The organism is Flavobacterium sp. TR2, from assembly GCF_025252405.1.
Taxonomy (GTDB): Bacteria; Bacteroidota; Bacteroidia; order Flavobacteriales; family Flavobacteriaceae; genus Flavobacterium.
Map to the genome: position 1 here is coordinate 3,240,544 of NZ_CP104307.1, position 26,095 is coordinate 3,266,638.

At 36.6% G+C, this 26,095-nt stretch carries 21 protein-coding genes; 15 read left to right on the forward strand and 6 right to left on the reverse strand.

Annotation, left to right across the window (positions count from 1 at the left end):
- The first annotated feature begins 106 nt into the window (after positions 1 to 106).
- Positions 107 to 1,867: a carboxypeptidase-like regulatory domain-containing protein gene (locus N4T20_RS14265; protein WP_260669803.1), complete on the forward strand. Its 1,761-nt coding sequence runs from the start codon at positions 107 to 109 to the stop codon at positions 1,865 to 1,867.
- A 243-nt stretch (positions 1,868 to 2,110) separates the two neighbouring features.
- Here N4T20_RS14265 and N4T20_RS14270 read toward each other — a convergent pair whose 3' ends face one another.
- Positions 2,111 to 2,446: a winged helix-turn-helix transcriptional regulator gene (locus N4T20_RS14270; RefSeq protein WP_008463411.1), complete on the reverse strand. Its 336-nt coding sequence runs from the start codon at positions 2,444 to 2,446 to the stop codon at positions 2,111 to 2,113.
- 249 nt (positions 2,447 to 2,695) lie between these two features.
- On the opposite strand from N4T20_RS14270, the gene N4T20_RS14275 reads away from it, so the two are divergent.
- From N4T20_RS14275 to N4T20_RS14315, 9 genes are all read left to right on the forward strand, one after another.
- A complete protein-coding gene (locus N4T20_RS14275) occupies positions 2,696 to 3,439 on the forward strand; it encodes an SDR family oxidoreductase (RefSeq protein ID WP_260669804.1) in 744 nt (247 codons plus the stop codon).
- Between the two features lie 755 nt (positions 3,440 to 4,194).
- A complete protein-coding gene (locus N4T20_RS14280; protein ID WP_260669805.1) occupies positions 4,195 to 5,028 on the forward strand; it encodes a universal stress protein in 834 nt (277 codons plus the stop codon).
- Positions 5,029 to 5,641: 613 nt separating this feature from the next.
- Complete coding sequence (locus N4T20_RS14285; protein WP_260669806.1) at positions 5,642 to 6,688, forward strand: beta-ketoacyl-ACP synthase III; 1,047 nt, start codon at positions 5,642 to 5,644, stop codon at positions 6,686 to 6,688.
- Between the two features lie 38 nt (positions 6,689 to 6,726).
- Complete coding sequence (locus N4T20_RS14290) at positions 6,727 to 7,821, forward strand: sensor histidine kinase (RefSeq protein ID WP_260669807.1); 1,095 nt, start codon at positions 6,727 to 6,729, stop codon at positions 7,819 to 7,821.
- 5 nt (positions 7,822 to 7,826) lie between these two features.
- Positions 7,827 to 8,582: a LytR/AlgR family response regulator transcription factor gene (locus tag N4T20_RS14295; RefSeq protein WP_260669808.1), complete on the forward strand. Its 756-nt coding sequence runs from the start codon at positions 7,827 to 7,829 to the stop codon at positions 8,580 to 8,582.
- Between the two features lie 447 nt (positions 8,583 to 9,029).
- Positions 9,030 to 10,163, forward strand: coding sequence for an efflux RND transporter periplasmic adaptor subunit (locus N4T20_RS14300; protein WP_260669809.1), 1,134 nt, complete (start codon positions 9,030 to 9,032; stop codon positions 10,161 to 10,163).
- Between the two features lie 27 nt (positions 10,164 to 10,190).
- Positions 10,191 to 13,346 (forward strand): efflux RND transporter permease subunit, encoded by a 3,156-nt coding sequence (locus N4T20_RS14305; RefSeq protein WP_260669810.1) that lies wholly within the window; start codon positions 10,191 to 10,193, stop codon positions 13,344 to 13,346.
- Between the two features lie 2 nt (positions 13,347 to 13,348).
- The gene (locus N4T20_RS14310) at positions 13,349 to 14,758 is read left to right on the forward strand and encodes an efflux transporter outer membrane subunit (RefSeq protein ID WP_260669811.1); all 1,410 of its coding nucleotides are present in this window, start codon (positions 13,349 to 13,351) and stop codon (positions 14,756 to 14,758) included.
- Positions 14,759 to 14,838: 80 nt separating this feature from the next.
- Positions 14,839 to 15,621: a hypothetical protein gene (locus tag N4T20_RS14315; protein ID WP_260669812.1), complete on the forward strand. Its 783-nt coding sequence runs from the start codon at positions 14,839 to 14,841 to the stop codon at positions 15,619 to 15,621.
- A gap of 546 nt (positions 15,622 to 16,167) precedes the next feature.
- Here the strand turns inward: N4T20_RS14315 and N4T20_RS14320 are convergent.
- The 5 genes from N4T20_RS14320 to N4T20_RS14340 form a co-directional block, all read right to left on the reverse strand.
- On the reverse strand, positions 16,168 to 17,106 hold the full coding sequence (locus N4T20_RS14320) for a ring-cleaving dioxygenase (protein ID WP_260669813.1): 939 nt from the start codon (positions 17,104 to 17,106) through the stop codon (positions 16,168 to 16,170).
- A 341-nt stretch (positions 17,107 to 17,447) separates the two neighbouring features.
- Positions 17,448 to 17,798 (reverse strand): hypothetical protein, encoded by a 351-nt coding sequence (locus N4T20_RS14325; RefSeq protein ID WP_260669814.1) that lies wholly within the window; start codon positions 17,796 to 17,798, stop codon positions 17,448 to 17,450.
- Positions 17,798 to 18,418 carry an alpha/beta hydrolase gene (locus N4T20_RS14330; RefSeq protein WP_260669815.1) on the reverse strand — a complete coding sequence of 207 codons (621 nt, stop codon included), beginning with the start codon at positions 18,416 to 18,418 and terminating at the stop codon, positions 17,798 to 17,800. Before N4T20_RS14330 ends, N4T20_RS14325 begins: the two co-directional genes overlap by 1 nt.
- Before the next feature lie 159 nt (positions 18,419 to 18,577).
- Complete coding sequence (locus N4T20_RS14335) at positions 18,578 to 18,868, reverse strand: GNAT family N-acetyltransferase (RefSeq protein ID WP_260669816.1); 291 nt, start codon at positions 18,866 to 18,868, stop codon at positions 18,578 to 18,580.
- Between the two features lie 163 nt (positions 18,869 to 19,031).
- Positions 19,032 to 19,847, reverse strand: a complete 816-nt coding sequence (locus N4T20_RS14340; RefSeq protein ID WP_260669817.1) for an alpha/beta fold hydrolase — start codon at positions 19,845 to 19,847, stop codon at positions 19,032 to 19,034.
- Between the two features lie 379 nt (positions 19,848 to 20,226).
- Here N4T20_RS14340 and N4T20_RS14345 point away from each other — a divergent pair, with 379 nt between their 5' ends.
- From N4T20_RS14345 to N4T20_RS14365, 5 genes are all read left to right on the forward strand, one after another.
- Entirely contained in the window at positions 20,227 to 20,628 is a 402-nt protein-coding gene (locus N4T20_RS14345; RefSeq protein ID WP_260669818.1) for a hypothetical protein, read from the forward strand.
- A 330-nt stretch (positions 20,629 to 20,958) separates the two neighbouring features.
- Positions 20,959 to 21,882: a FixH family protein gene (locus N4T20_RS14350; protein ID WP_260669819.1), complete on the forward strand. Its 924-nt coding sequence runs from the start codon at positions 20,959 to 20,961 to the stop codon at positions 21,880 to 21,882.
- Positions 21,883 to 21,886: 4 nt separating this feature from the next.
- The gene (locus tag N4T20_RS14355; RefSeq protein ID WP_260669820.1) at positions 21,887 to 23,866 is read left to right on the forward strand and encodes a TonB-dependent receptor plug domain-containing protein; all 1,980 of its coding nucleotides are present in this window, start codon (positions 21,887 to 21,889) and stop codon (positions 23,864 to 23,866) included.
- A gap of 44 nt (positions 23,867 to 23,910) precedes the next feature.
- Positions 23,911 to 24,777 (forward strand): MbnP family protein, encoded by an 867-nt coding sequence (locus N4T20_RS14360; RefSeq protein WP_260669821.1) that lies wholly within the window; start codon positions 23,911 to 23,913, stop codon positions 24,775 to 24,777.
- A gap of 220 nt (positions 24,778 to 24,997) precedes the next feature.
- Positions 24,998 to 26,017: a cytochrome-c peroxidase gene (locus N4T20_RS14365; protein WP_260669822.1), complete on the forward strand. Its 1,020-nt coding sequence runs from the start codon at positions 24,998 to 25,000 to the stop codon at positions 26,015 to 26,017.
- The last annotated feature ends 78 nt before the right edge of the window (positions 26,018 to 26,095 follow it).

Genomic DNA, 26,095 nt, shown 5'->3' on the forward strand with positions numbered 1-26,095 from the left:
AAAAGTATAAAAATGTTTATTGAAAATATAGGAATTGAGGTATTTTTGAAAACTCAATCATTGGATCCAAAGTTTAATTCATTAAATTATCATATCCCTTTTTTATATGCCAAGTAACACAAAGCTTGTTTTTACAGTCATTTTCTTTATCATTTCGAGCGTCTTTTTTAAAGGAAATGCGCAATCAATATTAGAAAACGAAATATCTGTTCGTGCAGACAAGAAACCATTAGGCAGTGTTTTGGACTTAATGGAAGAAAAGGGAAGTTTTAGATTTGCTTATTATGGCAAACTGGCGGTAAAAGATAGTATCGTTAGCATTCATGCTGATAATACTACTATAAAAGGAGTTTTAGATCAGTTGCTAGGTGCCAAATATGAATTTAAAGAATCGCCAGGATATATTATTGTGCGTTATGCTCCTTTAGAATTGGCTCTTGTATTAGAGAAAAATACCGTTATGAGTGACGGACAGCAAATTGTAGTCGGTTATATTATCGATACAAAAACGAACAACCGCCTTGAGAATGTTAGTGTATTGGAGAAAAATGCACTGCTGTCTACATTGACCAATAAAGATGGTTTTTTTGAACTTCGATTAAAAAATGCACCCCAAGCCATAGAACTGACAGCAGTTAAGGAGAATTATAAAACGGTGTCGATGGTGTTTCTTTCTGAAATTAAAATCCAGATGGGAGACAAAAAGAATAAAACAGATTATATCGATGGCGATTTTTCTGCCATTGAAAGATCAGGAATTGGGCGCTTCTTTATTTCTTCCAAACAAAAAATACAATCGCTCAATCTGGGTGGATTTATTTCTCAAGTTCCCGTGCAGGCTTCTCTAATTCCGAGTATCAGTACACGAGGAATGCTGAATACTCAAATTGTCAATAATTTTTCTTTAAATATTTTGGGAGGCTATAATGCAGGAGTTCGCGGATTAGAAATGGCTGGGCTTTATAATATTAACCGTATGAATGTCGATGCGCTTCAAATGGCTGGAATATTTAATACTGTGGGAGGTTCTGTAAACGGAATTCAGTTAGCTGGAATCTATAATAATGTTTTTGGCAATTTAAGAGGATTGCAGATAAGCGGTATTCATAATAGTGTGAAAGGCTCGCAAATTGGATTGCAAATGAGCGGTATTTACAACAACGTCTATAAAGATTCAAAAGGGCTTCAAATTACAGGAATTAGCAACACTGTAAAGGGCTCACAAAACGGATTACAGTTTTCAGGGATTTGCAATATTGGAAAAGACACAGTGCGCGGTGCTCAAATTACTGGACTTTTTAATTATGCAAAAGAATTAGAAGGAGTCCAATTTGGATTAGTCAACATTACAGATTCGCCATCTGGTTACAGTTTTGGTTTACTAAACTTTAAAAAAGGCGGTTATAAAAAAATCAGTATTACAAGCAATGAAATTTCAGATATAAATCTTGCGGTAAAAACGGGAGATAATAAAATGTATACGATTTTGATGGCGGGAAGAAGCGATCGAAAAGACGAAGAAAAGCTATTTTCTTTTGGAATTGGTCTAGGCAAGAACATTTCTTTAGGGAAACGCTTCACTTTTAATCCCGAATTTAGCACGCAGTATCTTTATTTAGGAAATTGGGATATCTATAATTCCTTATCTAAATTTGACTCTTCCTTTTCTTTTCAATTGTGTAAAGGCGTAGCAATTTCAGCAGGCCCTTCTTTGAATTTTTATTGGTCTGAGAAACAAGATAAGTACGGTAACGCAAACACTTCTACATTTGTTCAGGATCGCACCAAGAATTATACTGTAATTAAAAACAACAGCAAAGATATTCTGGGATGGATAGGCTGGAGTTTTGGATTGACTTTTTTCTAGGAATTTCCCGAGGCTTCGGGATAGATTTTTTTAACCCGTAAAGAGAATAAAAAAATAAACTAGTTTCTAACGCATAGTAACTATGTGAATTAATGTAAGTGAAACGCCTTTTATACAGAATCTGCATCTATGTTTCTATGTATTTAAAACAGTTTTAGCGTCTCTCTTTTTTTTCTGGCAGATTCAGCTGATAAAGCAGTTTTTTTGATTTGTATAATATGCAAAATCTGCGGGAGACTATTTTTAAGAATTTCGAATAATCTCCTCGCGATGTGATTTTCCCCATTTGATCATTTCTTCAATGACTGGACCAAACGATTTGCAATATGGCGTCGATTCATATTTTACTTGAATTTCTGCATCTCGGTCTTCGGTTCTTTTAATGAGCATATTCAGTTCCATTTCTTTGAGTTCACGCGAGAGCATACGTGTCGTAATACCCGGAATGCTGCGTTCGATTTCCCTGAAACGATGATTTCCGTTACAGATTGAATTGATGATCGGCAAACGCCACTTTCCGCCTAAAACGTGCAACGTGTCCTGAAGCGCTTGTACTTCTTCTTTCTGGTTTCTTTCCATCTTGTTTATTTTTTTCCGCCACGACTCGACCGACGGGACAGACGAAGTAATTCACGAATTTTTTTCCAAAATTTTCCTCACGAATTATATTTTTAGACAAAGATTATAAAAATAAATTCGTGAATTCGTGGCTATAATTTTTTCCATTGTAGAAGTTAGAATTAGTTTGGTATACTCCATGATACTGGTTACAAAGTTATACCATTTTGAATTTAAATTTGCCAAATCAATTTTAAAACAATCAAAAAGATGGAAAATCTAAAAAATAAAACAGCTGTTATAACAGGCGGAAACAGCGGAATAGGCTACGCAACAGCCAAACATTTAAAAGAGCAAGGAGCAAACGTCATTATCACAGGAAGAAGAAAAGAAGCTATAGAAAAAGCTGCTTTAGAACTAGGCGTTACAGCCGTCACTGCAGACCAATCGAATATTTCGGATATAGAAAAACTAGCCGCTCAGGTAAAAGCCGATTTCGGTTTGGTTGATATTTTGTTTATCAATGCAGGAATCGCGGGTTTAGGCACGATCGAACAAACCACCGAAGAGCTGTATGATAATATTATGAATGTGAATCTAAAAGGCGCTTTTTTCACTTTAAGCAAATTCATTCCGATTTTGAAAGAGGGAGCTTCGGTGGTATTTCTTTCTTCGAATACTGCAAGTATGCCTGGGCCAGGGTCTTCGGTTTATTCGGCGAGTAAAACAGCTTTGAATTCGTTTATGAGATCGGCGGCTTTAGAATTGGCGCCAAGAAATATTCGTGTAAATTCCATTAGCCCAGGACCAACTCAAACCGAAGTCATGAACAAAGTAGGCCTAGACGAAGCCACCGTAAAAGGCATTATGGATGTCGTAGTAGAAAAAGTCCCGCTAAAACAAATGGGAAGGGCAGAAGATGTGGCTCAAATGGTTTCATATCTAAGTAGTGAAGCTGCGATTTTTATGACTGGCGCTGATGTTATTATGGATGGTGGGATGAGTTTGGGGTGAATTCTATAAAAAACATTTCCATTGAAATTAAAACCCTCAATCTTCTAAAGAACTGAGGGTTTTAATTTTTACAAAAAATCCGCTTGCGCCAAACCATAAAGAAGTTAATACTGCGCCTGTCCAATAGATAATTTTTGTTGTTTTTGAGTTCATGATTTTGATATTTAAAGTTATTTAACGGTACAAATGTGCGTTGAAAGTGCTAAAAACGAAATCAGAATTTTGTTGAAATGGACAAACTTTAGGGTGAACTGGACAGTACAGGGTTTGGTGTTTTTTTAACGCAAAGTGCGCAAGGTTTTTTTTTGATTTTGATTGTGTTTTTAAGTTCGCAAAGCTTTGTGTGAAAATATTGTGGTTTATAATCTTGTAAAGTCGCAAAGGTTTATTTCACGCAGATTTTAAATGATTTAAGCAGATTAGAACAGGTTTTTTCCATATTTAAAAATATAAATCTGCTAAATCTGCGAGAGTAAAAAACTTCGAGACTTTGCGAGCAATTTGCATGAGCTATTTGCATACAGTTTTGCGATCTTTACGTTTTTACAAATTCCAACGAGTAAAAATTCTTGTGTGCTTTGCGCTTAAAATTTGCGTACATTTTATCGTTTTTAAAGTAAGAAACAAAAAAGGAAAGCCTGTTTTTTCAGGAATGATATTTTACGGTTGAGTCGTAAAAAATGATTATTCGGTGATATAAAAAAGACGTAAAGGGTTTATTTAGGCAATTTTGCAGAAAGCTTAATTACTTATTTATGATTTCACCTCTTACTATAATCGCCGCGACAAATTTTTCTGATATTGCAAACAACGCCCTTGCTTATGCTGCTGGATTGGCAAAAGCTACAGGCGCAAAATTGGTTTTATTTAATTCATTTTCTCTAAGCGTACACAGTGCAAACTCCCATATAACGGCAGATGCAATGCAAAAGCAGATTGACAGGGCAATTTCAAAACTTGAAAATTTGGCCCAAGAAACAGCCAACTCATTTCAAATTGAAACAGCGGCCATCTGCACATATTCTTTTTTGGAAGATGAACTTCCGAAAATTATTAAGGAAACAAACGCAGATGTTGTGGTAATGGGAATGGCAGAGCGTTCTTTTGAGCAGGAATTATTAGGAAACTCAACCACAACAGCGATTAAGAACTTACAGATTCCAGTTTTGGCAGTTCCTCAGAATGCACGTTTTGTGGACATAAAAAAAGTATTATACGCTTGTGACAGCTTAAGTTTTTCGGCTATTAAAAAATTCAGTTGGATAAAAAATGCTTTAGGAGATTTTGAGGCTGAAATTGAATTTTTCACTGTCGATGATAAATTGGATGATTTGAAAGAAGAACAGCAGAAAATTTTAATGAATTCAAATATTGAAAAAGAATTTGAAGACGTAAAATATCTGTATAAAACGGTTCGATCGAATGCCGTTATTAACGAAATTAAGAAAGAAATTAAAAATTATGAGGCCGATCTTCTGATTATGGTGCCTCAAAAATATGGTTTTTGGGATTCTTTAGTGCACAGAAGCAAAACGAGGATCCTGGCAGCGGGGCTTGATATCCCATTATTGTCGTTTCCGAATTATTAAAGATTGATTTGATTTAAAAATAATGATATAAAAATTATAAGGTTTTTTTAAAGAAATGGTATCAAAATAAAATTTAACAGATTTTTTTTGATTTTAGGGATTCTATAATTTTTAGAGCTTGTTGCCTAATTTCAAAATTATTTCTTAACATTTCGGGCAGTTTTGTTAATTATTCTTAATTGTCTGCTCGTTTAAGATATTTTTAAATTAATTTTGCAACACTCTAAAAAACATAATGCAGATAGGTTTTTTATCAGCATGGCAACAGCCAAAATTGAGAATTATCTGCAAACTGACCGCATTGTATGATTTTAAAAATAAGATAAATTAAAGATTCTATACCGAGTAATGCCGAGAGAACACTTTGTATAGGTTTTTAATCTATTTTAATTGGATTTTGTATACTGTTTTTAGTTTGTTAAGGTTTTTAAAAAATTAATTTCTCAAAAAAAGCAATTGCCAGCAGATTTAATCGGCTTTAAGAAACACTATTATTGTTTTTCTGTGGCGTCTCTAAAAGATATTTTTCACCTCTATCATGAGCTGTCAAAAAGAAGAAAAAAATAGTAAGCATTGAGTTCTAAGAGTGCAAAGCTAAAAAAACAAAAAAACAATGAGCGCAGTAATTACAGCTATAGGTGGTTACGTACCATCATCAATTCTGACCAACAAGAAAATTTCAGAAACTGTTGATACATCGGAGGAATGGATCATTAAAAGAACTGGAATTAGAGAACGAAGAATCGCAGACGACGACACGGCAACATCTGATCTTGCCGCAGCAGCGATCGAAAATCTTATCGAAAATTATAATGTAGATCGCAATGAGATTGAAGCTTTGCTTGTAGCAACAGCAACTCCAGATCACATTTTAGCACCAACAGCAAGTATAGTTTGCGATAAAAGCGGACTTACAAATGCTTTTGGAATTGACATGAATGCAGCCTGCAGCGGATTTTTGTATGCGCTGGAAATGGGGGCAAACATGATCGAGAGCGGCCGATACAAAAAATTAATCATCGTAGGAGCAGATAAAATGAGTTCTATCGTAGATTATGAAGACCGCAATACCTGTATTCTTTTCGGAGATGGAGCAGGAGCAGTTTTATTAGAAAAATCAGAATCTGATGCCGGTCTAATGAAAACAATCCTAAAAACTGACGGAAGCGGAGTTTCTTCTTTAGCTGTACCGGCTGGAGGTTCTAGAAATCCAACTTCTATGCAGAGTCTTTTGCACAGAACACACTATTTAAAACAAGACGGAGCTTTTGTATTTAAAAGAGCCGTTGCAGCAATGAGCCAGGTTTCGCAAGATGCTTTGTTAAAAAATGAAATGGAAGCAGACCAAATTGACTGGGTGATTCCGCATCAGGCTAATTTGAGAATTATCACTGCTGTAGGCGAAAGTTTAGGCATTGATTTTGAAAAAGTAAAAGTAAACATTGACCGTTACGGAAACACGACATCTGCAACAGTGCCATTATGTTTATGGGATTTTAAAGATGATTTCAAAGAAGGCCAGAATTTGTTGATAACTACTTTTGGTGCAGGATTTTCTTGGGGCGCAACGTGCTTGAAATGGGGCGTAATGCGTGAGAAAAATCCAGTTGCAGCAATAAAGGCAAGCAAAAAAGAAGAAGGCGTTCTAGTAGAACACTAATAAGATAGGATTTTTCAATTTTACAGTTGGGTGAATTAATGGGTAGAAAGAACCAAAATAAAAAAACAAGCAAGAATTTTTTCTATAAATATTACAGGGTTATAGTAATTCCAGCCGTTTTTTTGGTATATCTTTCTTCTTATTATTTCCTAAATCCGTATAGAAATTTTGAAGAGGAAGGTTTGCTCGATTTAGACCAAACCTTCGATATCTTCATCATTTTATTATATTGCGCCATACTTACAGAACTGACTTTGTTTGTTGGACGCAAATTAAATTATTACATAAGCTGGGAGCAAAATCCCGTTTTTAGGGCCATTGCCCAATTTATCTGCTTAATTGCAGGAAACATTCTTCTCAATTACTTTTTTTCTTGGCTTTGGGATTATTTATACCCCTGTACAGCTTTAGAAGTAAATGATTTGGTTACCATTTGGCAGTCTAAAATTATGGCGGCCATTATTTCATTGTTCATAAGTGCCATTCATACCGGAATATTTCTTTTGAACAGATGGCGTTTAAATGCGATAGAAACTGCTGAATTAAAAGTTAAAGCATCAGAATTGCAAGAGGCGGTAACACGTTCGAAATTAGAATCTTTAAAAATGCAGTTAGATCCGCATTTTGTGTTCAATAATTTCAGCACTTTGACCGAATTGATTTACGATGATCAGAAAGAAGCGGCTTCGTTCTTAGAAAATATAACGAGAGTATATCGCTATATGATTTCAAATTCAAATAAAGATACCATTACTGTAAAAGAGGAAATCGAATTTCTAAATGCATATTTTTATTTATTGAAGAAAAGATTGGGCGAAAAAATCGATTTGAAAATTGAAATCGATTCTACTGCGCTAGCGCTTCATTTACCGCCTTTAACTTTACAGCTATTGGTAGAAAATGCGGTAAAACACAATATGGCAACCTTGGCTAACCCGCTTACGATTTCGGTTTTTTCTGATTCTGGCGATATCATTGTTCGAAATAATCTGCAGAGAACCGCTGGAAAAACGTTGGTTTCTACAGGAATTGGAAATAAAAACATCAAATTCCGTTATAAAATTTTATCTCAGAGAATGCCGATTTTTACCGAAACAAACGGTTATTATGAGGTTCGTCTGCCGTTAATTTAAGAGTTATGAAAATTTTAATTGTAGAAGATGAAAGCATTAACGCCAGCCGCTTAAAAAGACTGCTGGAAGAGTTGGAGCCCGCTTGCGAAATTTTAGGCATCATTGACACAGTTGTAGATACTGTTGCTTGGCTAAAATCGAACCCATGCCCAGACTTAATAACAATGGACATTCGTTTAGCCGACGGACTAAGTTTTGCCATTTTTGACGAAATCAATATTACCTGTCCCGTAATTTTTACAACGGCTTACGACGAATATGCAATTCGCGCTTTTAAGGTAAACAGCATCGATTATTTGATGAAGCCTATCGAAAAGAACGAGTTGGAATTTGCTTTAGACAAATTCAAATCTTTAAATAAAAATGAAGCCAGCGTTACCAACATTGCTGGAATCCTAAAAGAACTGATTGAGAAGCCAGTATTCAGAATGCGCTTTTTAGTAACTTATCGTGATGGCTATAAAAGCGTAGATGTTTCCGATATCGACTTTATATATTCTGAATTCAAAACCACTAATTTATTCTTAAAATCAGGTGCAGTCATTTCTATTACGCAAACTATGGAAGAATTGGAGCAGGAATTGGATCCGAATATCTTTTTTCGAGCCAACCGCCAGTTTTTCATTCGTGCAGAAAGCATCAAATCAATTGCGAACTACTTCAACGCAAAACTTAAAATCCAATTAAGACTAGACCCAGAACGCGAGGTGATCATCAGCAGGGAAAAAACGCCTTTCTTTAAGCAGTGGATGGATAGATAGTTTTTAAGTTGCTAAGGTTCTGAGATGCTAAGGCACTAAGGTTTTTAGGTTCATAGGGACAAAGGTTCAGAGGCTTTTTCTTTTCTTCGAAAAGTTTGGTTTACACGTAGTTTGTCATCCTGACAAAGAATACGCTTAATCTTCGAGAAAAAAATCCTCTTTAATTCTTTTAATCCGTGGCAAAAAGAAACTTCGCAATTCTGCGACTTTGCGAGATTCCTTTTCTTTATTCTAAAAAAACTTTGCGTCTTAGCGTCTTCGTGGCAAAAATTAGTGGCACAAAAAAAACTTAGAATCTTAGCATCTTAGTGACTTAGAACCTTATAAAAAACATCCGTTTCAGTATCAAAAAATGTCGTTTGGGTAAATTTCTTCCTTAAAAAAGCGGTATTAGGCTGTTATTTTGCTGCCAAATTTGAGGTAATTCATTTAAAAATGAAAAGTAAAATGACAAAGCAGTTTTTTAAAAATAATAAAGCATTTGGCAGGATTGCCATTTTATTGATATTGGTTTCTCTTTCTTCATGCGGGAAAAGCGGTGACGCGCAGATGGCTCCGCCAAAGCCAGAAGTAGATTTTCTTCAGACTAGTTCGGCAACGGGAGAAGTAGAAAAAAAATATCCAGGAACGGTTGAAGGTAGTGTAAACGTCGATATAAAAGCTCAGGTATCAGGCTATCTAGAAGCTATTTATGTAAAAGAAGGTGATTATGTTACCAAAGGGCAGTCTCTTTTTAAAATAAAAGGAGATGTTTATGCCGAGCAGGTAAACAACAGCCGCGCAGCATACAAAAGCGCTTTGGCTAATCAGGCAAATGCAAAACTGGAAGTAGAGAAAATCAAGCCTTTAGTTGAAGGGAAAGTCTTCTCGGATATGCAGTTAAAAACCGCGCAAGCCAATTACGAAGCTGCAACTGCACAGGTAGCTCAGGCAAAAGCAGCGTTGGGATCGTCTCAATTAAATGCAGATTTCTCTTTAATAAAAGCTCCGGTAAGCGGTTATATTAGCCGTATTCCAAACCGAATTGGAAATTTAGTTACCCCAGCAGATGCTGTTCCGCTGACTGTTTTATCTGAAATCAATAACGTTTTTGTTTATTTCTCACTAACAGAGGCCGACTATTTAGCCTTTTCAAAAGATGCAAAAAACAATCAGACTGTAAGTTTAATTATGGCCGATGACAGTGAGTACGATCAAAAAGGAAAATTGGAAGTTGCCAGCGGAAATATCGATCGTGCAACGGGAACGATTGCTTTAAAAGCCATCTTTCCAAATCCTAAAAAGCAATTGCGCGCGGGAGGTTCTGCAAGAATCGTTTTAAACAAAAGCTTATCATCTGTCATCACAGTTCCGATGGCAAGCGTAAAAGATATTCAGGATAAATTTTTTGTTTTCGTACTAAAAGGAGGAAACAAAGTTGCTATGGTTCCTATTGAAATCGCAGGAAGCGCCGGAGCAGATTATTTTGTAAAATCTGGATTAAAGTCAGGAGATAAAGTGGCGCTTAACAATATCGACGTGCTTTATGATGGTATGGAAGTAGTTCCAAAAGACGCTGCAAAAAATACCAGCAGCAAATAATTTTTCATTTAATAAAATAACATTTCCATGTTAAAGAAAATAATAGACAGGCCAGTATTGGCCACAGTTATCTCTATTGTACTGGTTATACTGGGGATTATAGGTCTGACCCGACTATCGGTAACGCGATTCCCAGATATTTCGCCTCCAACAGTTATGGTAAGCGGTTCGTACCCGGGAGGAAACAGCGAGACCGTTATCCGTTCGGTGGTAACGCCTTTGGAAGAGCAGATTAACGGAGTTGAAAATATGCAGTACATCAAATCTACTGCCAGTAATGACGGGTCTTTTTCGATCAGTGTCATTTTCAAGCAGGGAGTAGATCCAGATCAGGCAGCTGTAAACGTACAGAACAGAGTGCAGCAGGCGACTCCAAAACTGCCTCAAGAAGTTATCCGTATGGGATTAACGACTTCTAAACAGCAAAATAGCATGATTGTTATTTTCAACTTATATACAGATGATAATAGCAAATACGACGAGCTGTTTTTGCAGAATTATGCCAATATTAACCTAGTGCCTCAAATGAAACGTGTTCCGGGAGTAGGGCAGGTTCAGATTTTTGGAGTGAAGGATTATTCGATGCGAATCTGGCTGGATCCTCGCAAAATGGCTAATGCAGGTTTAGTGCCTTCAGATGTTACTCAAGCCATTGCAGAACAGAGTTTAGAATCGGCTCCGGGAAAATTGGGAGAAGAATCTTCTGCGGCTTTAGAATATGTTATTCGTTACAAAGGAAAAAAGAACAAACCAGAGCAGTATGAAAATATTGTGGTTAAAAACGTCGGAAGCAATGTTTTGAGGCTAAAAGATGTCGCAAGAGTAGAATTTGGTTCTATTTCGTACAGCGGAGATAATAAATCGAACAGCAAAAATGCCGTTACAATGGCCATTTTACAGACTTCGGGTTCAAACGCAAATGATATTGAAATCGGAATTAACAAAGAAGTAGAAAGATTGTCTAAATCTTTTCCTCCAGGCATCAAATACGTTAACGTAATGAGTACAAAGGAAAGATTGGACGAAGCAACGGGACAAGTAAAATCAACTTTGATAGAAGCTTTTATTCTAGTATTTATTGTGGTTTTTATTTTCCTTCAGGACATTCGCTCGACGATTATCCCGGCTATTGCAGTTCCGGTTGCTATTGTGGGAACATTTTTCTTCCTTCTGGTTTTCGGATTTACGATTAACATCCTGACACTATTTGCTCTGGTGCTGGCGATTGGTATTGTCGTCGATGATGCCATTGTGGTTGTCGAAGCCGTACATAGTAAAATGGAAGAAGATGAAGGAATTTCAGCCAAAGAAGCAACTCACAGTGCAATGGCAGAAATTACAGGAGCCGTAATCTCGATCACTTTGGTGATGTCGGCTGTATTTATTCCTATCGGATTTATGACAGGTTCTTCGGGAATTTTCTATAAACAGTTTGCTTACACGCTGGCTATTGCAATTATCATTTCAGCAGTAAATGCTTTGACGCTTACTCCTGCATTATGCGCGCTATTGCTAAAAAATCACGGAGATAAACACGGAAATCACGAACATAAAACGAGTTTTAAAGACCGTTTTTTCGTTGGATTTAATAGCGGTTTCAATAATTTAACGGGAAGATACATTAAAGGCGTTCGTTTTTTAGTGGGCAAAAAATGGCTTGCTGCGGGGTTAGTTGCAGGGATAACTGCCATTGCGGTTTATACGATGGCCTCTACGCCAAAAAGTTTTGTGCCTCTTGAAGATGACGGTTTTATGGTGTACAGTTTATCAATGCCGCCAGGAACGGCACTCGACAGAACTACAGCTGTAATTCAGAAATTAGAAAAAGAATTGGCTCCGCTAGAAGCCATTGATGTCAATACGAGTATTACGGGATTCAATATTTTGAGCAACAGCGCCAGTCCAGCTTATGGATTAGGGTTTATTAAACTAAAACCAAAGAAAGACAGGGGAGCGGTTAAAGATATTGAAGAAATCATGAATATCGTAAGCGGAAAATTGGCTAAAATTAAAGAAGGTCAGATCATGGTTTTCAGAATGCCTCCGGTAGAAGGATTTGGAGTAACGAGCGGTGCCGAAATCGTGCTGCAGGACAGAATGGCGAGAAGTCCAGAAACTTTAAAAGCCATGTCTGACAAAGTAATCGGGCAGATTATGCAGCAGCCGGGTGTGCAATACGCTTACACGACTTTTAGAGCCGATTATCCGCAATTGGAATTGGAAGTAGACGAAGATAAAGCACGCCAAATGGGAGTGAATATCAAAGAACTTTTAGGAAATATCCAAACGTATTTTGCAGGAGATCAGTCAGCAGACTTTTCGAGATTTGGTAAGTTTTACCGAGTAAATGTAAAAGCTGACGGTATTTTTAGAATGGATGAAGATGCATTTAATGAAATTTTCGTCAGAAATAACGATATGCAGATGGTTCCAGTAAAATCAATTGTGAAGTTCCATAAAGTCTACGGACCAGAATCGGTAAACCGTTACAATCTTTATAATTCGGTGAATATTACTGCAATGGCACTGCCTGGTTATAGTAACGGACAGATTATGGAAAATCTAGAAAAAGTTTTAGATAAACTGCCTTCTGATTATACTTATGAATGGACAGGTTTAAGTTTGGAAGAAAAAGCAGGAGGAAGCCAGACAATTGCCATCTTCGGATTGTGTCTGCTGTTTGTGTTTTTCCTTTTGGCCGCACAATACGAAAGTTATTTGTTGCCGCTTGCCGTATTGCTTTCTATCCCGACAGGAATTTTAGGGGCTTTCGCCGGAATTAAAGCGGTTGGTTTAGACAACAATATTTATGTTCAGGTCGGATTAATCATGCTTGTGGGGCTTTTGGCTAAAAACGCCATTTTGATTGTAGAGTTTGCCTTGCAGAGACGTCTTGCAGGATTAACAATTATCGAAGCGGCAATAGAAGGATCGAGATCAAGGTTAAGGCCTATTATCATGACTTCGCTGGCTTTTATTGTAGGGATGATTCCGCTGATGTTTGCTTCTGGCGGAACCGCAGTTGGAAACCGATCGATAAGCGTGAGCGCCGCAGTTGGAATGTTTAGCGGTGTTGTACTGGGCGTTTTTGTGATTCCGTTGCTTTTCATTGTATTCCAATATTTGCAGGAAAAAGTATCAAGGAAAAAGATTGCGACTCAAATTCAAACGATAAAAGAATAAGAATGAAAACACTATATAAAATCGGAATTGTTTTACTTGCCGCAACGATCATGACATCGTGCGTGGTAGGAAAAAAATATTCCCGTACAGATTTGAATGCTCCAGAAAAATTCCGAGAAGAAATTGCGGTAACTGGAGATACGGTTTTGCTTCCGTGGAAAAGCTATTACAAAGATCCTTTGCTGGTTGCTTTGATAGAGAAAGCTTTGGTTAAAAATAATGAGATCGTTATTGCGATGAAAAGCATGGAACAGCTTGATCTTAACTACAAACAAGCCAAATTGTCTTTGATGCCAACGCTTGATTTCGATGCTGGCGCAAGCCGTGCTTATCCATCAAAAAATTCCTTGAACGGATCATTGAGCCAGCAATTTATTGGTAAAGATTATATGGATGATTACAGCGCTAATCTCCGCCTTTCGTGGGAAGTTGATATTTGGGGAAAAGCAGCTATGCAGAAAAGAGATGCCAAAGCGGCTTATTTTGCTCAAAAAGAGAATCTGTCGGCATTAAAAACCCGAATTATTGTTGAAGTGGCACAGTCGTATTACAATCTGTTAGGTTTAGACGAACAGCTTAAAATTGCAGAGAAAAACATTGAATTGAGTACCAATACTTTGAGTATGATGCAATTGCAGTATCAATCGGGTTCTATCAGTTCTTTGGCAGTAAACCAGACCGAAGCGCAGAAAAAAACAGCCGAATTGCTTGTCCCTTTAGCGAAAGCAAACATTGCAGTTCAAGAAAATGCTTTACAGATTTTGTGCGGAGAATATCCGGATAAGATTGAAAGAGCAGGAAATATCGATGCGGCTGAAGTTTCGGTACTTTTCCCAACAGGAGTTCCAGCTTCGCTGTTGAGCCGAAGACCAGATGTAAAAGCCAGTGAATATGCAGTGATGTCTGCCAATGCAAAAACAGGATTGGCAAAAGCAACCATGTATCCGACTTTAAGTTTGAATCCTTCAATTGGAGTCAATTCTTTTGAGTTTGAAAACTGGTTTAATTTTCCAGGTTCTGTCACCAAAACCATCGCCGCCAATTTAGCACAGCCTATTTTTAGGAAAAAAGAATTGAGAACCGCTTATGAAGTGGCGGTTTTAGAACAGGAGAAAGCTGTGGTGCAATTCAAACAGTCTTTCATAACGGCAGTTGGCGAAGTAAACGATGCCATGTCTAGACTGAAATATGCCGATGAACGTATCGTTTTGGCAAAAGATAAAGCGCAGTCTTTAGACAAAGCAACTTCAGATGCTTCTTTGCTTTACAAAAGCGGAATGGCAAATTATCTTGAAGTAATCGCGGCACAGAACAGTTCGCTCCAAAACGAATTGGATCTTGTAACAATAAAACTCGAAAAGCTGAATGCAGCAATTAACCTGTACCGTGCTTTAGGCGGCGGAGTAGAGTAACACTTAATTTTTGATGGTTCACCATTTCTGTAAGCAATTATAGAGGTGGTGAATTTCGTTTAAATTGAATTTACTGATTTATGGACAAAATTACTTTTACCCGATCAGAACTTTATGATTTGGTTTGGAAATTTCCGATTCCGCAGATTGCAAAACATTATGAAATTTCGAGTATGGGAATTAAAAATGCCTGCGAAAAAATGAATATTCCGCTTCCCAAAAGCAGACACTGGATTAGACCTGAATATAAGCGAAAGAATATTCCTGAGCTGTCATTAGATTTTAAAGGCAATAACGAAGTTGCCATTTTGAAAAAGAGATATGAAATGCAGTTGAGAGTTCCTGCAAAATCTACACCCTTGCTAGATTTAGCTCTAAGCATCAAAAACGATGCTCAGGCGCCTTTGGATATTAGCGAAAAGCTAGAAAATAATATTGGAATCATTAAATCAACAAAGGAATATTGGGAACGCAAAATTTTGGATCAAGACGCTCTAGCCGATAAATTGGAGATTCTGGATTTGAGCGTTTCTGAAGAAAACGTGGATCGCGCCTTGCTTTTTATGGATGCTTTTATTAGACTAGTTCAGTACCGTGGACATAAATTTTCAAAAGGTCTCGACGGATTGGATACGGTTATTTTTAAGAACGGCAGCGAAATTAAAGTCGATTTGAGAGAAGCGCAGAAAAGATTATTTAAAAATGGTCTCAGGGAAACTTCAGGATATATTTTTACGGGCGATTTTATTTTTAGAATTTCCAAAGGATCAAATAAAAAAGAATGGCGTGAAGGAAGAATTATTCTAGAAGATAATCTCGCATTAATTATGGCTAAATTAGAATTAATGGCTGCAGAAGATTAGATTTTGAATTGGGGTAAAATATGCCGCTCCTCCGGAGCTTTTTTTTGTGTGGGGTTATTTGTTTTCTATCAATATTCCGCTTCTCCGAAGCTAAAAAACAATAAGATTAATGAAAGAAAGCCCCAGCGGGGCAAAATATTTATAGATTCCAATAAGACGAAAGAAAAAAAGCTCCATCGGAGCGACATATTTTGAACCTAATATATGTCGCTCCGATGGAGCTTTACTATTGTTTGTAGCTATTATTTGCTATAAATATTCCGCTTCTCCGAAGCTTTGCATTGCAAATTTTAGGTTAAAGCCCCATCGGGGCAAAATATTTATAGAATTTCAATAAGACGGATGAAAAAAGCTCCGGAGGAGCGACATATTTGATACGCATATATGTCGCTCCGATGGAGCTTTTTATTGTAAATGTTGTAATGGTTGCTATAAATATTCCGCTTCTCCGAAGCTTTGCATTGCAAATTGTACATTAAAGCCCAGCGGAGCAAAATATCTATAGATATTCTGCTTCTCCAAAGCTTGCAAAAGGAAGTCTATAAATTAATTGATCTTCACCAAATGCGCTTCAATAGCTTCTCTTTGAGGTTCGTATTGAGCAGGAAGTTTTAGGTTTTTGCCTAATTCTTCTACACTTTCATCTACTGTAAACCCAGGATTATCGGTGGCAATTTCAAACAAAACGCCTCCTGGTTCTCTGAAATATAAAGAGTGGAAATACTGTCTATCAATTTGCGGAGTAATAGACAATCCGTAATCTTCGATTTTTTCTCTGAATTTCATCAAAATTTCATCATTTGGAACACGGAACGCTACGTGATGAATAGTTCCGTTGGCATTCAAACCGCGTTTTTCCTCTGGCAATTCTACCAAGTCAACAATTGCGGCATTTTCTACAGCATCTGTTGCATAACGGTAACGGTTTACTTCTTGATCGATTAATTTGTAACCGAATATGTCTGTTAAGATGGCAGCAGTTGCTTTGATGCTATTCAAAGTCAAAGTGATGTTATGAAAACCTTTTGTCGCCACATCTGCTTTTACTTCGTCAGTTTCCCAAGCTTTTCTGTTATCATCTGTTTTAGATTCGATTAACTCTAATTTTAGCCCATCTGGATCTAAGAAAGTCAAGTATTTTTCTCCAAACTTTTCAGCCGGTTTGTTGTAAATCACATTGTATTTTTCAAAACGTTTCTGCCAGAAATCTAGACTTCCTTTTGGAACAGAGTAGCCAATTTCGGTTGCCATTCCAGAACCTTTTCTTCCTTGCTGGATTCCTGCTCCCCAAGGGAAAAAAGTTAAAATAGTTCCAGCGCTTCCCACTTCGTCGCCAAAGTAAAAATGGTATGTTCCTGGATCGTCAAAGTTTACTGTTTTTTTGATGAATCTTAATCCTAAAACTTTTGAATAAAAGTCAAAATTGCGTTTAGCGTCACCTGCAATTGCAGTAATATGATGTAAGCCTAATATTTTATTTTCCATGGTATTTGTTATATTAAATTGTTGTTTGATTTTCTTTTACAAATTTACGTCCGTAATGCTTCTGCATCGATTAACCTAGATTAAGAAATGAAATGCGGTGCGGTTTTGAACTATTTTGAAAGAACAGCCAACTAAAAAATGAATGTTTTTAGGATGAATGTTTTCGCGCAGATTTAAAAGATTTGGGCAGATTTAAATTGAACCAATTTCATTGGATCGTTTATCCCGATAGCTTTTTTTGGGACGCATAAAAGGCGCTTTACTTATAAAAAAACACATAGTTTCTGTGCTTATTTTTAATCTTTTCATGCAGATTTAAAAAGACTTGGGGAGATCGAAAATTATAATTTTATAAATATTGATTTTCGAAGCTTGGGTTCGATATTTTTTGTTTTGTGCCCTTTTCCAGTAGTATCTTCTACCAATAAAATTGAACCGCAAGGGAATGTTCTTTTTTCTCCCAGAGAAGTTTCGATTTCTACGCCTCCTTCCAGCAAAACAATATACTGGCGGTCTGGCGCATTGTGAAAATCGTAATCGTAAGATGGACTTACTTCTCTAAAAACAATAGATTTTACAGGCTCATCATCAGATAAAAATCCGATGTCGCCATTGTTTTTCAGCGGAACTTCAAAGTCTTCAAAACGGCTTTCTCCGTCAGAATCGCTGTAAACACGAGTTATGGTAATCATTATTTTTTATTGAAAATCAGTGCATTTGCACAATTTACTTCATCTTGACTGATGGTATGCCCCATATTAGGGTAGATTTTTTTTGTAACATCGGCACCCATTTTTTCCATAAACGCTTCCGTATCATTGACTCTTTCAACAGGAACATGAAAATCAGGATCGCTCGTTCCGATAAAAACAGGAGTGTTTTCAAAATTTCCTGAATAGCGATTTTCGTAGATTTTATCGCCAATTAATCCGCCTGTAAAAGCTACAATTCCTCCGTATTTTGCAGCATTTCGAGTAGTAAACTCCAAAGCAAGGCAAGCCCCTTGAGAAAAACCTAAAAAATAAATATTCTCTTTTTCGATTCCGTTTTGCTGAATAGCAACAACGACCTGATGAATTGATTCTAAAGATTTTGAAAACGAAGGCTCATTTTCGTTCAAAGGAGCCAAAAATGAATATGGATACCAAGTTCTGTTTTCTGCCTGCGGAGCGACCAATGCAAAATCTTCGACTCTAAGGTGTTTTGCAATCGAAAGAATATCATGCGCACTCGCGCCGCGTCCATGAATCATGATTAGCGCTTTTTTTGCTTCATTTAAAGGAACGCCGTCTGTTAAAACTTCTGTATTCATGTTATTATATTTTAGTAGTGAGACAAATTAGTTTTTCTCGCTTCCAATAGCTTTGGAATTAATAGATTTTGGCAGATTTAATTTTTGAGCTGATTATAAAAAATCTGCATTATCTGCCGAATCTGTGAGAAAAAAATCTTTTCAGTTCTTGGTTAGGAATTATTTCTTCCAAATATCTGCATATTCATCTGGATGCCTTTTGAATTGCGCATGAACATAAGGACAAAGCGGCAGAACTTTCAGATTACTGGCGCGAACGTATGATACCATTTCTTCTAAAAGTTTCTTTGCATAACCTTTTCCTTCCGCTTCTGGTTGAACTCCAGTGTGGTAAACAGTTAGGAGGTCAGGTTTTAGGCTTACCGTCATTTCACCTAGTTTTTTGCCATCCACATAAAGATTAAAAGCGCCGTGTTTTTTCTCGTCTAATTCTAATTGTATTGTTTCCATATTTTTTCGTTATGATCTTATTTTTTGTTTTGAATGCAAAGCCGTTCTTTAAAGTTACTATAATTATCAGGAAACTGCAATTCCAAAATGTGTGTTTACAGGTTATCTCGATGGAGGTTAAACTGTCTGCAAAAAATTTTGCAGACAGCTGTATTTTTAAGGGTTATTTTATAAAATCCAGAATATCATTATTGATTGTTTCTGCCTCTGTAGTAGGCATTCCGTGAGGAAAACCAGGGTATGAAATCAATTTTCCGTTTTTTAGCAATGCTGCCGATTTTGGCGCTTGATGATAAGGCACAATCTGATCATCTTCTCCGTGCAATACGAGAACCGGAATATCCAAACTTTTAAGATCTTCTCTAAAATCGGTTTCTGAGAAAGCCTTAATTCCTTCATAATGTGCTAAAACAGACCCCATCATTCCTTGGCGCCACCAATTTTGCTTAATGCCTTCTTGAACTGTTTGCCCTTCGCGATTCCATCCATAAAAAGGAATAGGAAAATCATAGAAATACTGCGATCTGGTAAAACCTGTTCCTTTTCTTATTTCGTCAAAAACAGACAAAGGAACGCCTTCAGGATTTGATTCGCTTTGAACCATAATTGGCGGTACAGCACTTATAATTACAGCTTTTGAGATGCGTCCTTTTCCATATTTTGCCGCATAGCGAATTACTTCTCCGCCTCCTGTTGAGTGCCCAACATGAATGGCATCTTTTAAATCTAGAGCTTCTACTAATTGAGCAATGTCAGAAGCATAAGTTTCCATATTGTTTCCTTCAGAAGTTTGGCTTGAACGCCCATGTCCTCTGCGATCGTGCGCAATGACTCTATATCCTTTCTGAAGAAAAAACATCATCTGCGCGTCCCAATCGTCGCTTGATAAAGGCCATCCGTGGTGAAAAACAATAGGCTGTCCTGTTCCCCAATCTTTGTAATAAATTTCTGCTCCGTCTTTTACTGTAAATGTGCTCATGGTTTTTTGATTTTAAGATTAATATTTGTTTATGCTTTTAATTTAAATTGATCTAAGGGTTTAAAATTTAAACTTAAAAGTGGTAATGCGTTTTGTTATGATTACAATGCAAATGTATTGCAGAGTAAAATCTGAATGGGTTAATCTAGATTAAGAAGTGATTTTATGGCTGTAATAAATAATTGACGCACATTGGCTGATTAATGTTTTTGTTTGTAACTGTTTTATTTTTAAGTATTTATCAAATATATGAAGTTTTTTACTTGCAATATTTCGTTAATTTGTAATCAGTTCGTTTTTTTGAAGATGAGACAGAAAAAGTCTTTATCTGATAAAAAATGATGAATACCTTAAAATAAAAACAAAATAGTATGTACTTTTGCCAGCAACTATTGAACAAGCATTGAAAAGGGTAATCATCATAGCGCTTTCTATTTTAATTCTGTCGCCATCTTTTGGCAGCTTGTTCGTTTACGCTTCTTTTAAAATCAATCAGAAAGAAATCGCAAAAACAATTTGTGTGCAGCGCAAGCAAGCCTTCAACAGCTGTAACGGCCGATGTGAACTTCAAAAAAGCATTAAAAAATACTCAGATAACGAACGAAAAATGCAGGATAGCCTAAAAGATAAATTAGAGCTTGTATACGTTCAAAATATTGCTGAAATAAATTTTAGCATAATTCCAGTTATCGAATCAAAAGAAAATTCTTCAATTTTGTTTGAAAAGAAGCCTATCAAGACTTCTAATCTTACTTTTCATCCTCCTCTCTACACAGTGTAAGGATTTAAATTCGGTTACTTTATAAATTCCAATTTTTATCCCATTCTCGAGGCATCGGGAGGGACAAATTCAAATGCTGAAATTTGAAATTTCAAAATGTTTTGTTGGCGCTTTTTTATTTGTGCTAACATTCTAAGTTTGAACTAAAATGGCTTAATTTATTTTCCTAAAACTGATTTTGATCTTCTCTGCAATTGAAAAGGGAAACATTTCCATTTTCATTTAAACTGCCTTTTTTTGGCTAATTCACAGCATTTTGTCTTCTATTTTGATATTCAAAAATTTATGTCAAAGCGCTATATTTTAAAACGTTTTTTATAACATCATCAAATGAAATCTTTTAATTTTTGGATAATTGCACTATTGTTTGCGGTTACTTCCTGTACAATTGATAAAACAGATTACGAAGCTGAAACCGGTTCTGAAGTTCCTGAAAGTTACGAATTTAAAGAAGCGACTTCGTTTACTAGCGGTAATTATAAAATAACTATAGATGCCCTAAACGGAACATTTTATAAGGGCTATAATGAGCTTCATTTAAAAATTGTAAATACTCAAAATAATCAGGAAGTGACTTCGTCTGCGGTAACTTTTCTGCCTATTCTGAGCAATGCTGACGGAAGCAAAAGTTCCTGTCCGCATGAGTATAATGTGGCGTACGATACTGCCAATAAATACTACAGCGGTTATTCTGTTTTTACTGCCGAAAGTTCTACTACTGCAAGCTGGAAATTGTACATCAGTTTTACGGCTGATAATCAGAAATATGAGATCAATAAAGATGTTACAGTTGCGCAGCAAACCAATAAAAATCTGAACATGACCGCCTTTGCAGGAAATGATGGCGAACAATATATTATTGCATTGATTTCGCCTCAGAAGCCTACAGTTTCAGAAAATCCGCTTGTGGCTGGGGTTTACAAATACAACAAGCCAACAGTTTCTGCCGGAATTTTTCCAGATCCAACGCAGTTCTCGTATTCAGAAGTTGCGGGATATACTTTAAAGTTAGATCCTAGAATGCCAGAACCTTCAATGGGAAATCATTCTTCGCCAAATAACAAAGATTTGACGCAAGGAAATGACGGTTTGTATCATGGGGTGGTCAATTATACGATGACGGGAAATTGGACATTGAATTTAATTATGATGAATCAAAATGGTTTAATCGTAAAAGGAACCGTAGTTCCAACTGATCATACGCCAGGCGTAGCAGGCGTGAAAAGCGAACTATATATTGATACTTTATTTTAATAACATGAAATATATTATAATGCTGCTTTTTTTAGGAATGTCTGTCACAGCTCAAAATCAGCACGCACATCACGACAGCATAAAAAACTTAGAAGAAGTAACAGTCAAAAATGCGGCGAAAAAGAAAATTGAGACTGAGATGAAAATGGCAGTTTCTGTTGATGAATTTTTGTCTTCATCAGAAAATATCAGTTTTATAAAACGTGGAGCCTATGCTTGGGAGCCTTTATTGAACAATATGAGCACCGAACGTTCTACGGTTACTATTGACGGAATGCACGTTTTTGGCGCTTGTACCGATAAAATGGATCCCATTACGTCTTATGTGGAAAGCAATAATCTAGCGGCAATCGACATTAAATCGGGACAGGAAGGAAGCCTTCATGGTTCGACAATTGCAGGAAGCATCGATTTAAGAAGAAAAAGTACGCCATTTGGACTTCAAAAGAAATGGAATGGAGCCTATCAGACAGGATTTGAGTTTAATAATAAACAATTTTTCAATTTAGGAAACATCTCTTATTCGGGAACTAAATTTGTTGCAGACGGAAGCATTTCGTACCGTACTGCAGACAATTATTATGACGGTAATAACGATGAAGTAAAACATTCGCAATACAATAAATTCAATACTTCATTAGGATTGGCCTATAAAACCAGCGATTTATCGTCTTTAAGGTTAGATGCTATTTTTGATGTGGCAAAAAATGTAGGCTATCCTGCCTTGCCAATGGATTTGTGGCTTTCGCGAGCGCTTATCACTTCGGCTACTTATAAGCAATTGTTTGAAGAAGGGCTGGTTAGAGCGGTAGATACAAAAGTATATTTTAATGCCATTGAGCATTATATGGATGATACTACACGCCCTGAAAATTTGGTTCACATGGATATGCCAGGCTGGAGCACAACCTACGGATTGGTTTCTAAAGCCAATTTGAGAAAAAATAATTATTCGTCTGAAATTCAGTTGAATGCCTACAATAATTTGTCGATTGCAGAAATGCGTATGTATCCGCAGGATCGAAGCGAGAGAACCATGTTTGCCTATAGCTGGCCTTGGGTAACGACTCGTTTTGCAGGACTTTCTATGAATAATTCTTGGGAACTTTCGGAGAAAAGCACGGTGAATTTAGGGGGCTCTTTGGGAGTAAATTACAATTACTCTAAATACATTGAGTTTAATTGGATTTTTCATCCGGGAGCGCCTCAGGAAAAAACGAGATTTCTGCCAAGTTTAAATGCCAGCTATCAGTTAAATATAGATCAGTTTAATTTTTCAGTAGGAACGGGTTACGGACATAGAGCGCCTTCTGTTTCTGAAGGTTACGGTTACTACATTTACAATAGTTTTGACCGTTACGACTATATCGGTGATCCTAATCTGAAAAATGAAATTTCGTATGAAGGAAATGCAAGTGCAGGCTTTAAAACGGAAAGATTAAGCATTCAGGGAAAAATAAACTATTTCTACATTGATAATTATATTATTGGTAAAATCTTGAGTTTAGGAAGTCCGATGAATTACCAGTCGGTTGGTGTAAAAGGATATACTTCATTAGATTATGCTACGCTTTTGAATATGTCGGCGAATGTAAGCTACGATATTTTGGAACATTTGCATTGGAAAGGAACGCTGACGTATGCCCGAGGAATGGATAACAAAGGAGGAAATCTGCCTTTTATCCGCCCGTTGAGTTATCTGACGTCGCTTCATTATATGTATAAGAATTTCGGCGTCCAGACTTCTGTAAATGGCGATTTTGAGCAGGTTAATTACAGTCCTGAATATGGAGAAGATTTGACAGCGGCTTATGCGATTTGGAATATTTCTGCCGATTATTCTTTTAAAATCAATAAAGTGAGAAGCACCATACAAATTGGAGCTGAGAATATACTAAACGAATATTACAGCACGTATGCTGACTGGGGAAATATCCCGAGAATGGGACGTAATATTTTCACGTCTTTAAAATTGAATTTCTAATCAGAAAGATATCAAAATAAAACACAATAAAATAAAATCACAAAATGGAAACTTTAAAAAAATACCTTTTATTATCTGCTGCGGCATTAACATTAGCATCATGTTCAAGCGATGACAACACTCCTGCGGCAAACAACCTAACGCTGGAATTCAATAACACCTTCAAAGACAAGACAATTGTCTTAGGCGATGCGACTTCGGCTTCGGCAACAGCAAATACTTCTGCAGCTGGACAAATTCACCATTTTTCTGAGGTAAAATACGTAATCAGCAATATCCGACTTATAAAAGACGATGGAAGCGAAGTGCCTTATAACGTAAATGACTTAGACAAAGGGGCAACAGTAATCGATCAGGCAAAAACGGCTTCTTTGAGTTATGTTTTGAGCAATGTTCCATCTGCAACCTACAAGCAGATTAAATTTGGTTTGGGTATCAAAACAGAGCAAAATACTCTAGATCAGACAAGATTTCCTAAATTTTATGCCGCAGCGAGAGCAAATGATACCGAAATGATGTGGGAGTGGGGAACAGGTTACCGTTTTACAAAAGTAGAAGGGTTTTATGATGCTGATAATAAAGTAATGTCTATTCACACAGGAAGCACTGTAGCTGGAAAAGAAGGCGCGTATACGCAAGGTGTAAATGCCTATAGAGACATTACATTAAGCCTTACGACAAATGCAGTAGTAGGAAGCAAAGCTCCAAAAATCAAAATTAAAGCTGATTTTGATAAGTTATTAAGCGGAAAAATCAACACGATTACACTGTCAACTGGAACAACGATGGCAGACAATGCAACTCCAAACATTCATACCGCAGCTCAAATGGTAAAATTTGTGGATAATTTGGGAGGAAACGGAACAAATGATATTTCAGGAATGTTTTCTGTAACTAGCGTAGAGAATTAATTCGCTGATTTTAAAAAAAATGCCTCCATCTTTAGGTGGAGGTTAATAAAATTAGTAAAAACTAGGCTTTAGTTTAAATATGCTAGTTTGGCTAAAGCCTATTATTTACATCTTTAGAATCCCCCTAATTAAAACTAGGGGCTATTGAAAAAAACGTTTTCAGCAGATTTACACAGATTAAATCTAACCTATTAAAAGGGCAGCTCTTAAATTTATTAAAATGAAAAAAATATTTAGCTTTATCATAATCGCAATCTTTTTCACTTCTTGCAGCAGTAGTGATTCTGATGAAACTTATTTTGATAATCCTGAACTTTCATTGCATATTCCGACTGATTTTCCAGAGGTAAACAGTTATGTGAGTTTGAACAAGCCTACAAAATATGGCGCAGAATTAGGAGAAAAGCTTTTCTCAGATAAAAGATTTAGTAAAGACAATACGATTTCATGCTCAAGTTGCCATATTCAAGGAAATGCGTTTGCAGATCATAATGCGCGAGCAATTGGCATTGAAGGCAGAGTCGGACTTAGAAATGCGCCGCCACTACAGAATTTGATGTTTTTGAAGTTTTTTAATTGGGATGGAAGCAGACTGCAGCTAGAGACGCAGCCGCTTGTTCCTATTATTACTCATGAAGAAATGGATTCTTCGATTTTGGAAGTGATCGGAAAAATTAAAGACGATGCCTCTTATAAAGAATTAGTTAAAAAAGCTTTTGGAGATCAGGAAATTACCGCTGACAGGATTTATAAAAGCATTGCACAGTTTGAATATACCCTGATTTCAGCTAACAGCAAATACGATAAAGTAAAACGTAATCAAGGCCAATCGTTTACTGAAAGCGAGGCGGCAGGTTTTGCAACCTTTAAGCAAAAATGCGCAAGCTGTCATAGCACCGAATTGTTTACAGATCAAAGTTTCAGAAATATTGGCTTTCCTTTAAACACAGATTCTAACGAAGCAGGACGAGGCAGGGTTACCGGAATTCCAGCCGATTTTATGAGTTTTAGAGTTCCGAGTTTAAGAAATGTCGAGTATACCGCGCCTTACGGCAGTTTTGGACAATTTGCAACTTTAAAATCTGTCTTGGATTATTTTGACAATGGAGTGCTAAATGCTGAGAATCTGGACCCAATTTTTAAAAATAACGGAAACAGAATTCCGCTAACTGAACAGGAAAAAGAAAATCTAATAGCGTTTATGAAAACCTTGAGCGACAAAGAATTTACAGGAAATTAATGTGTAAAGTGTTGATTTTACTGGTATTTGGCATTTCTTTTTTATGAAAAAAAAATGTTCACAATATGTTGATAAATA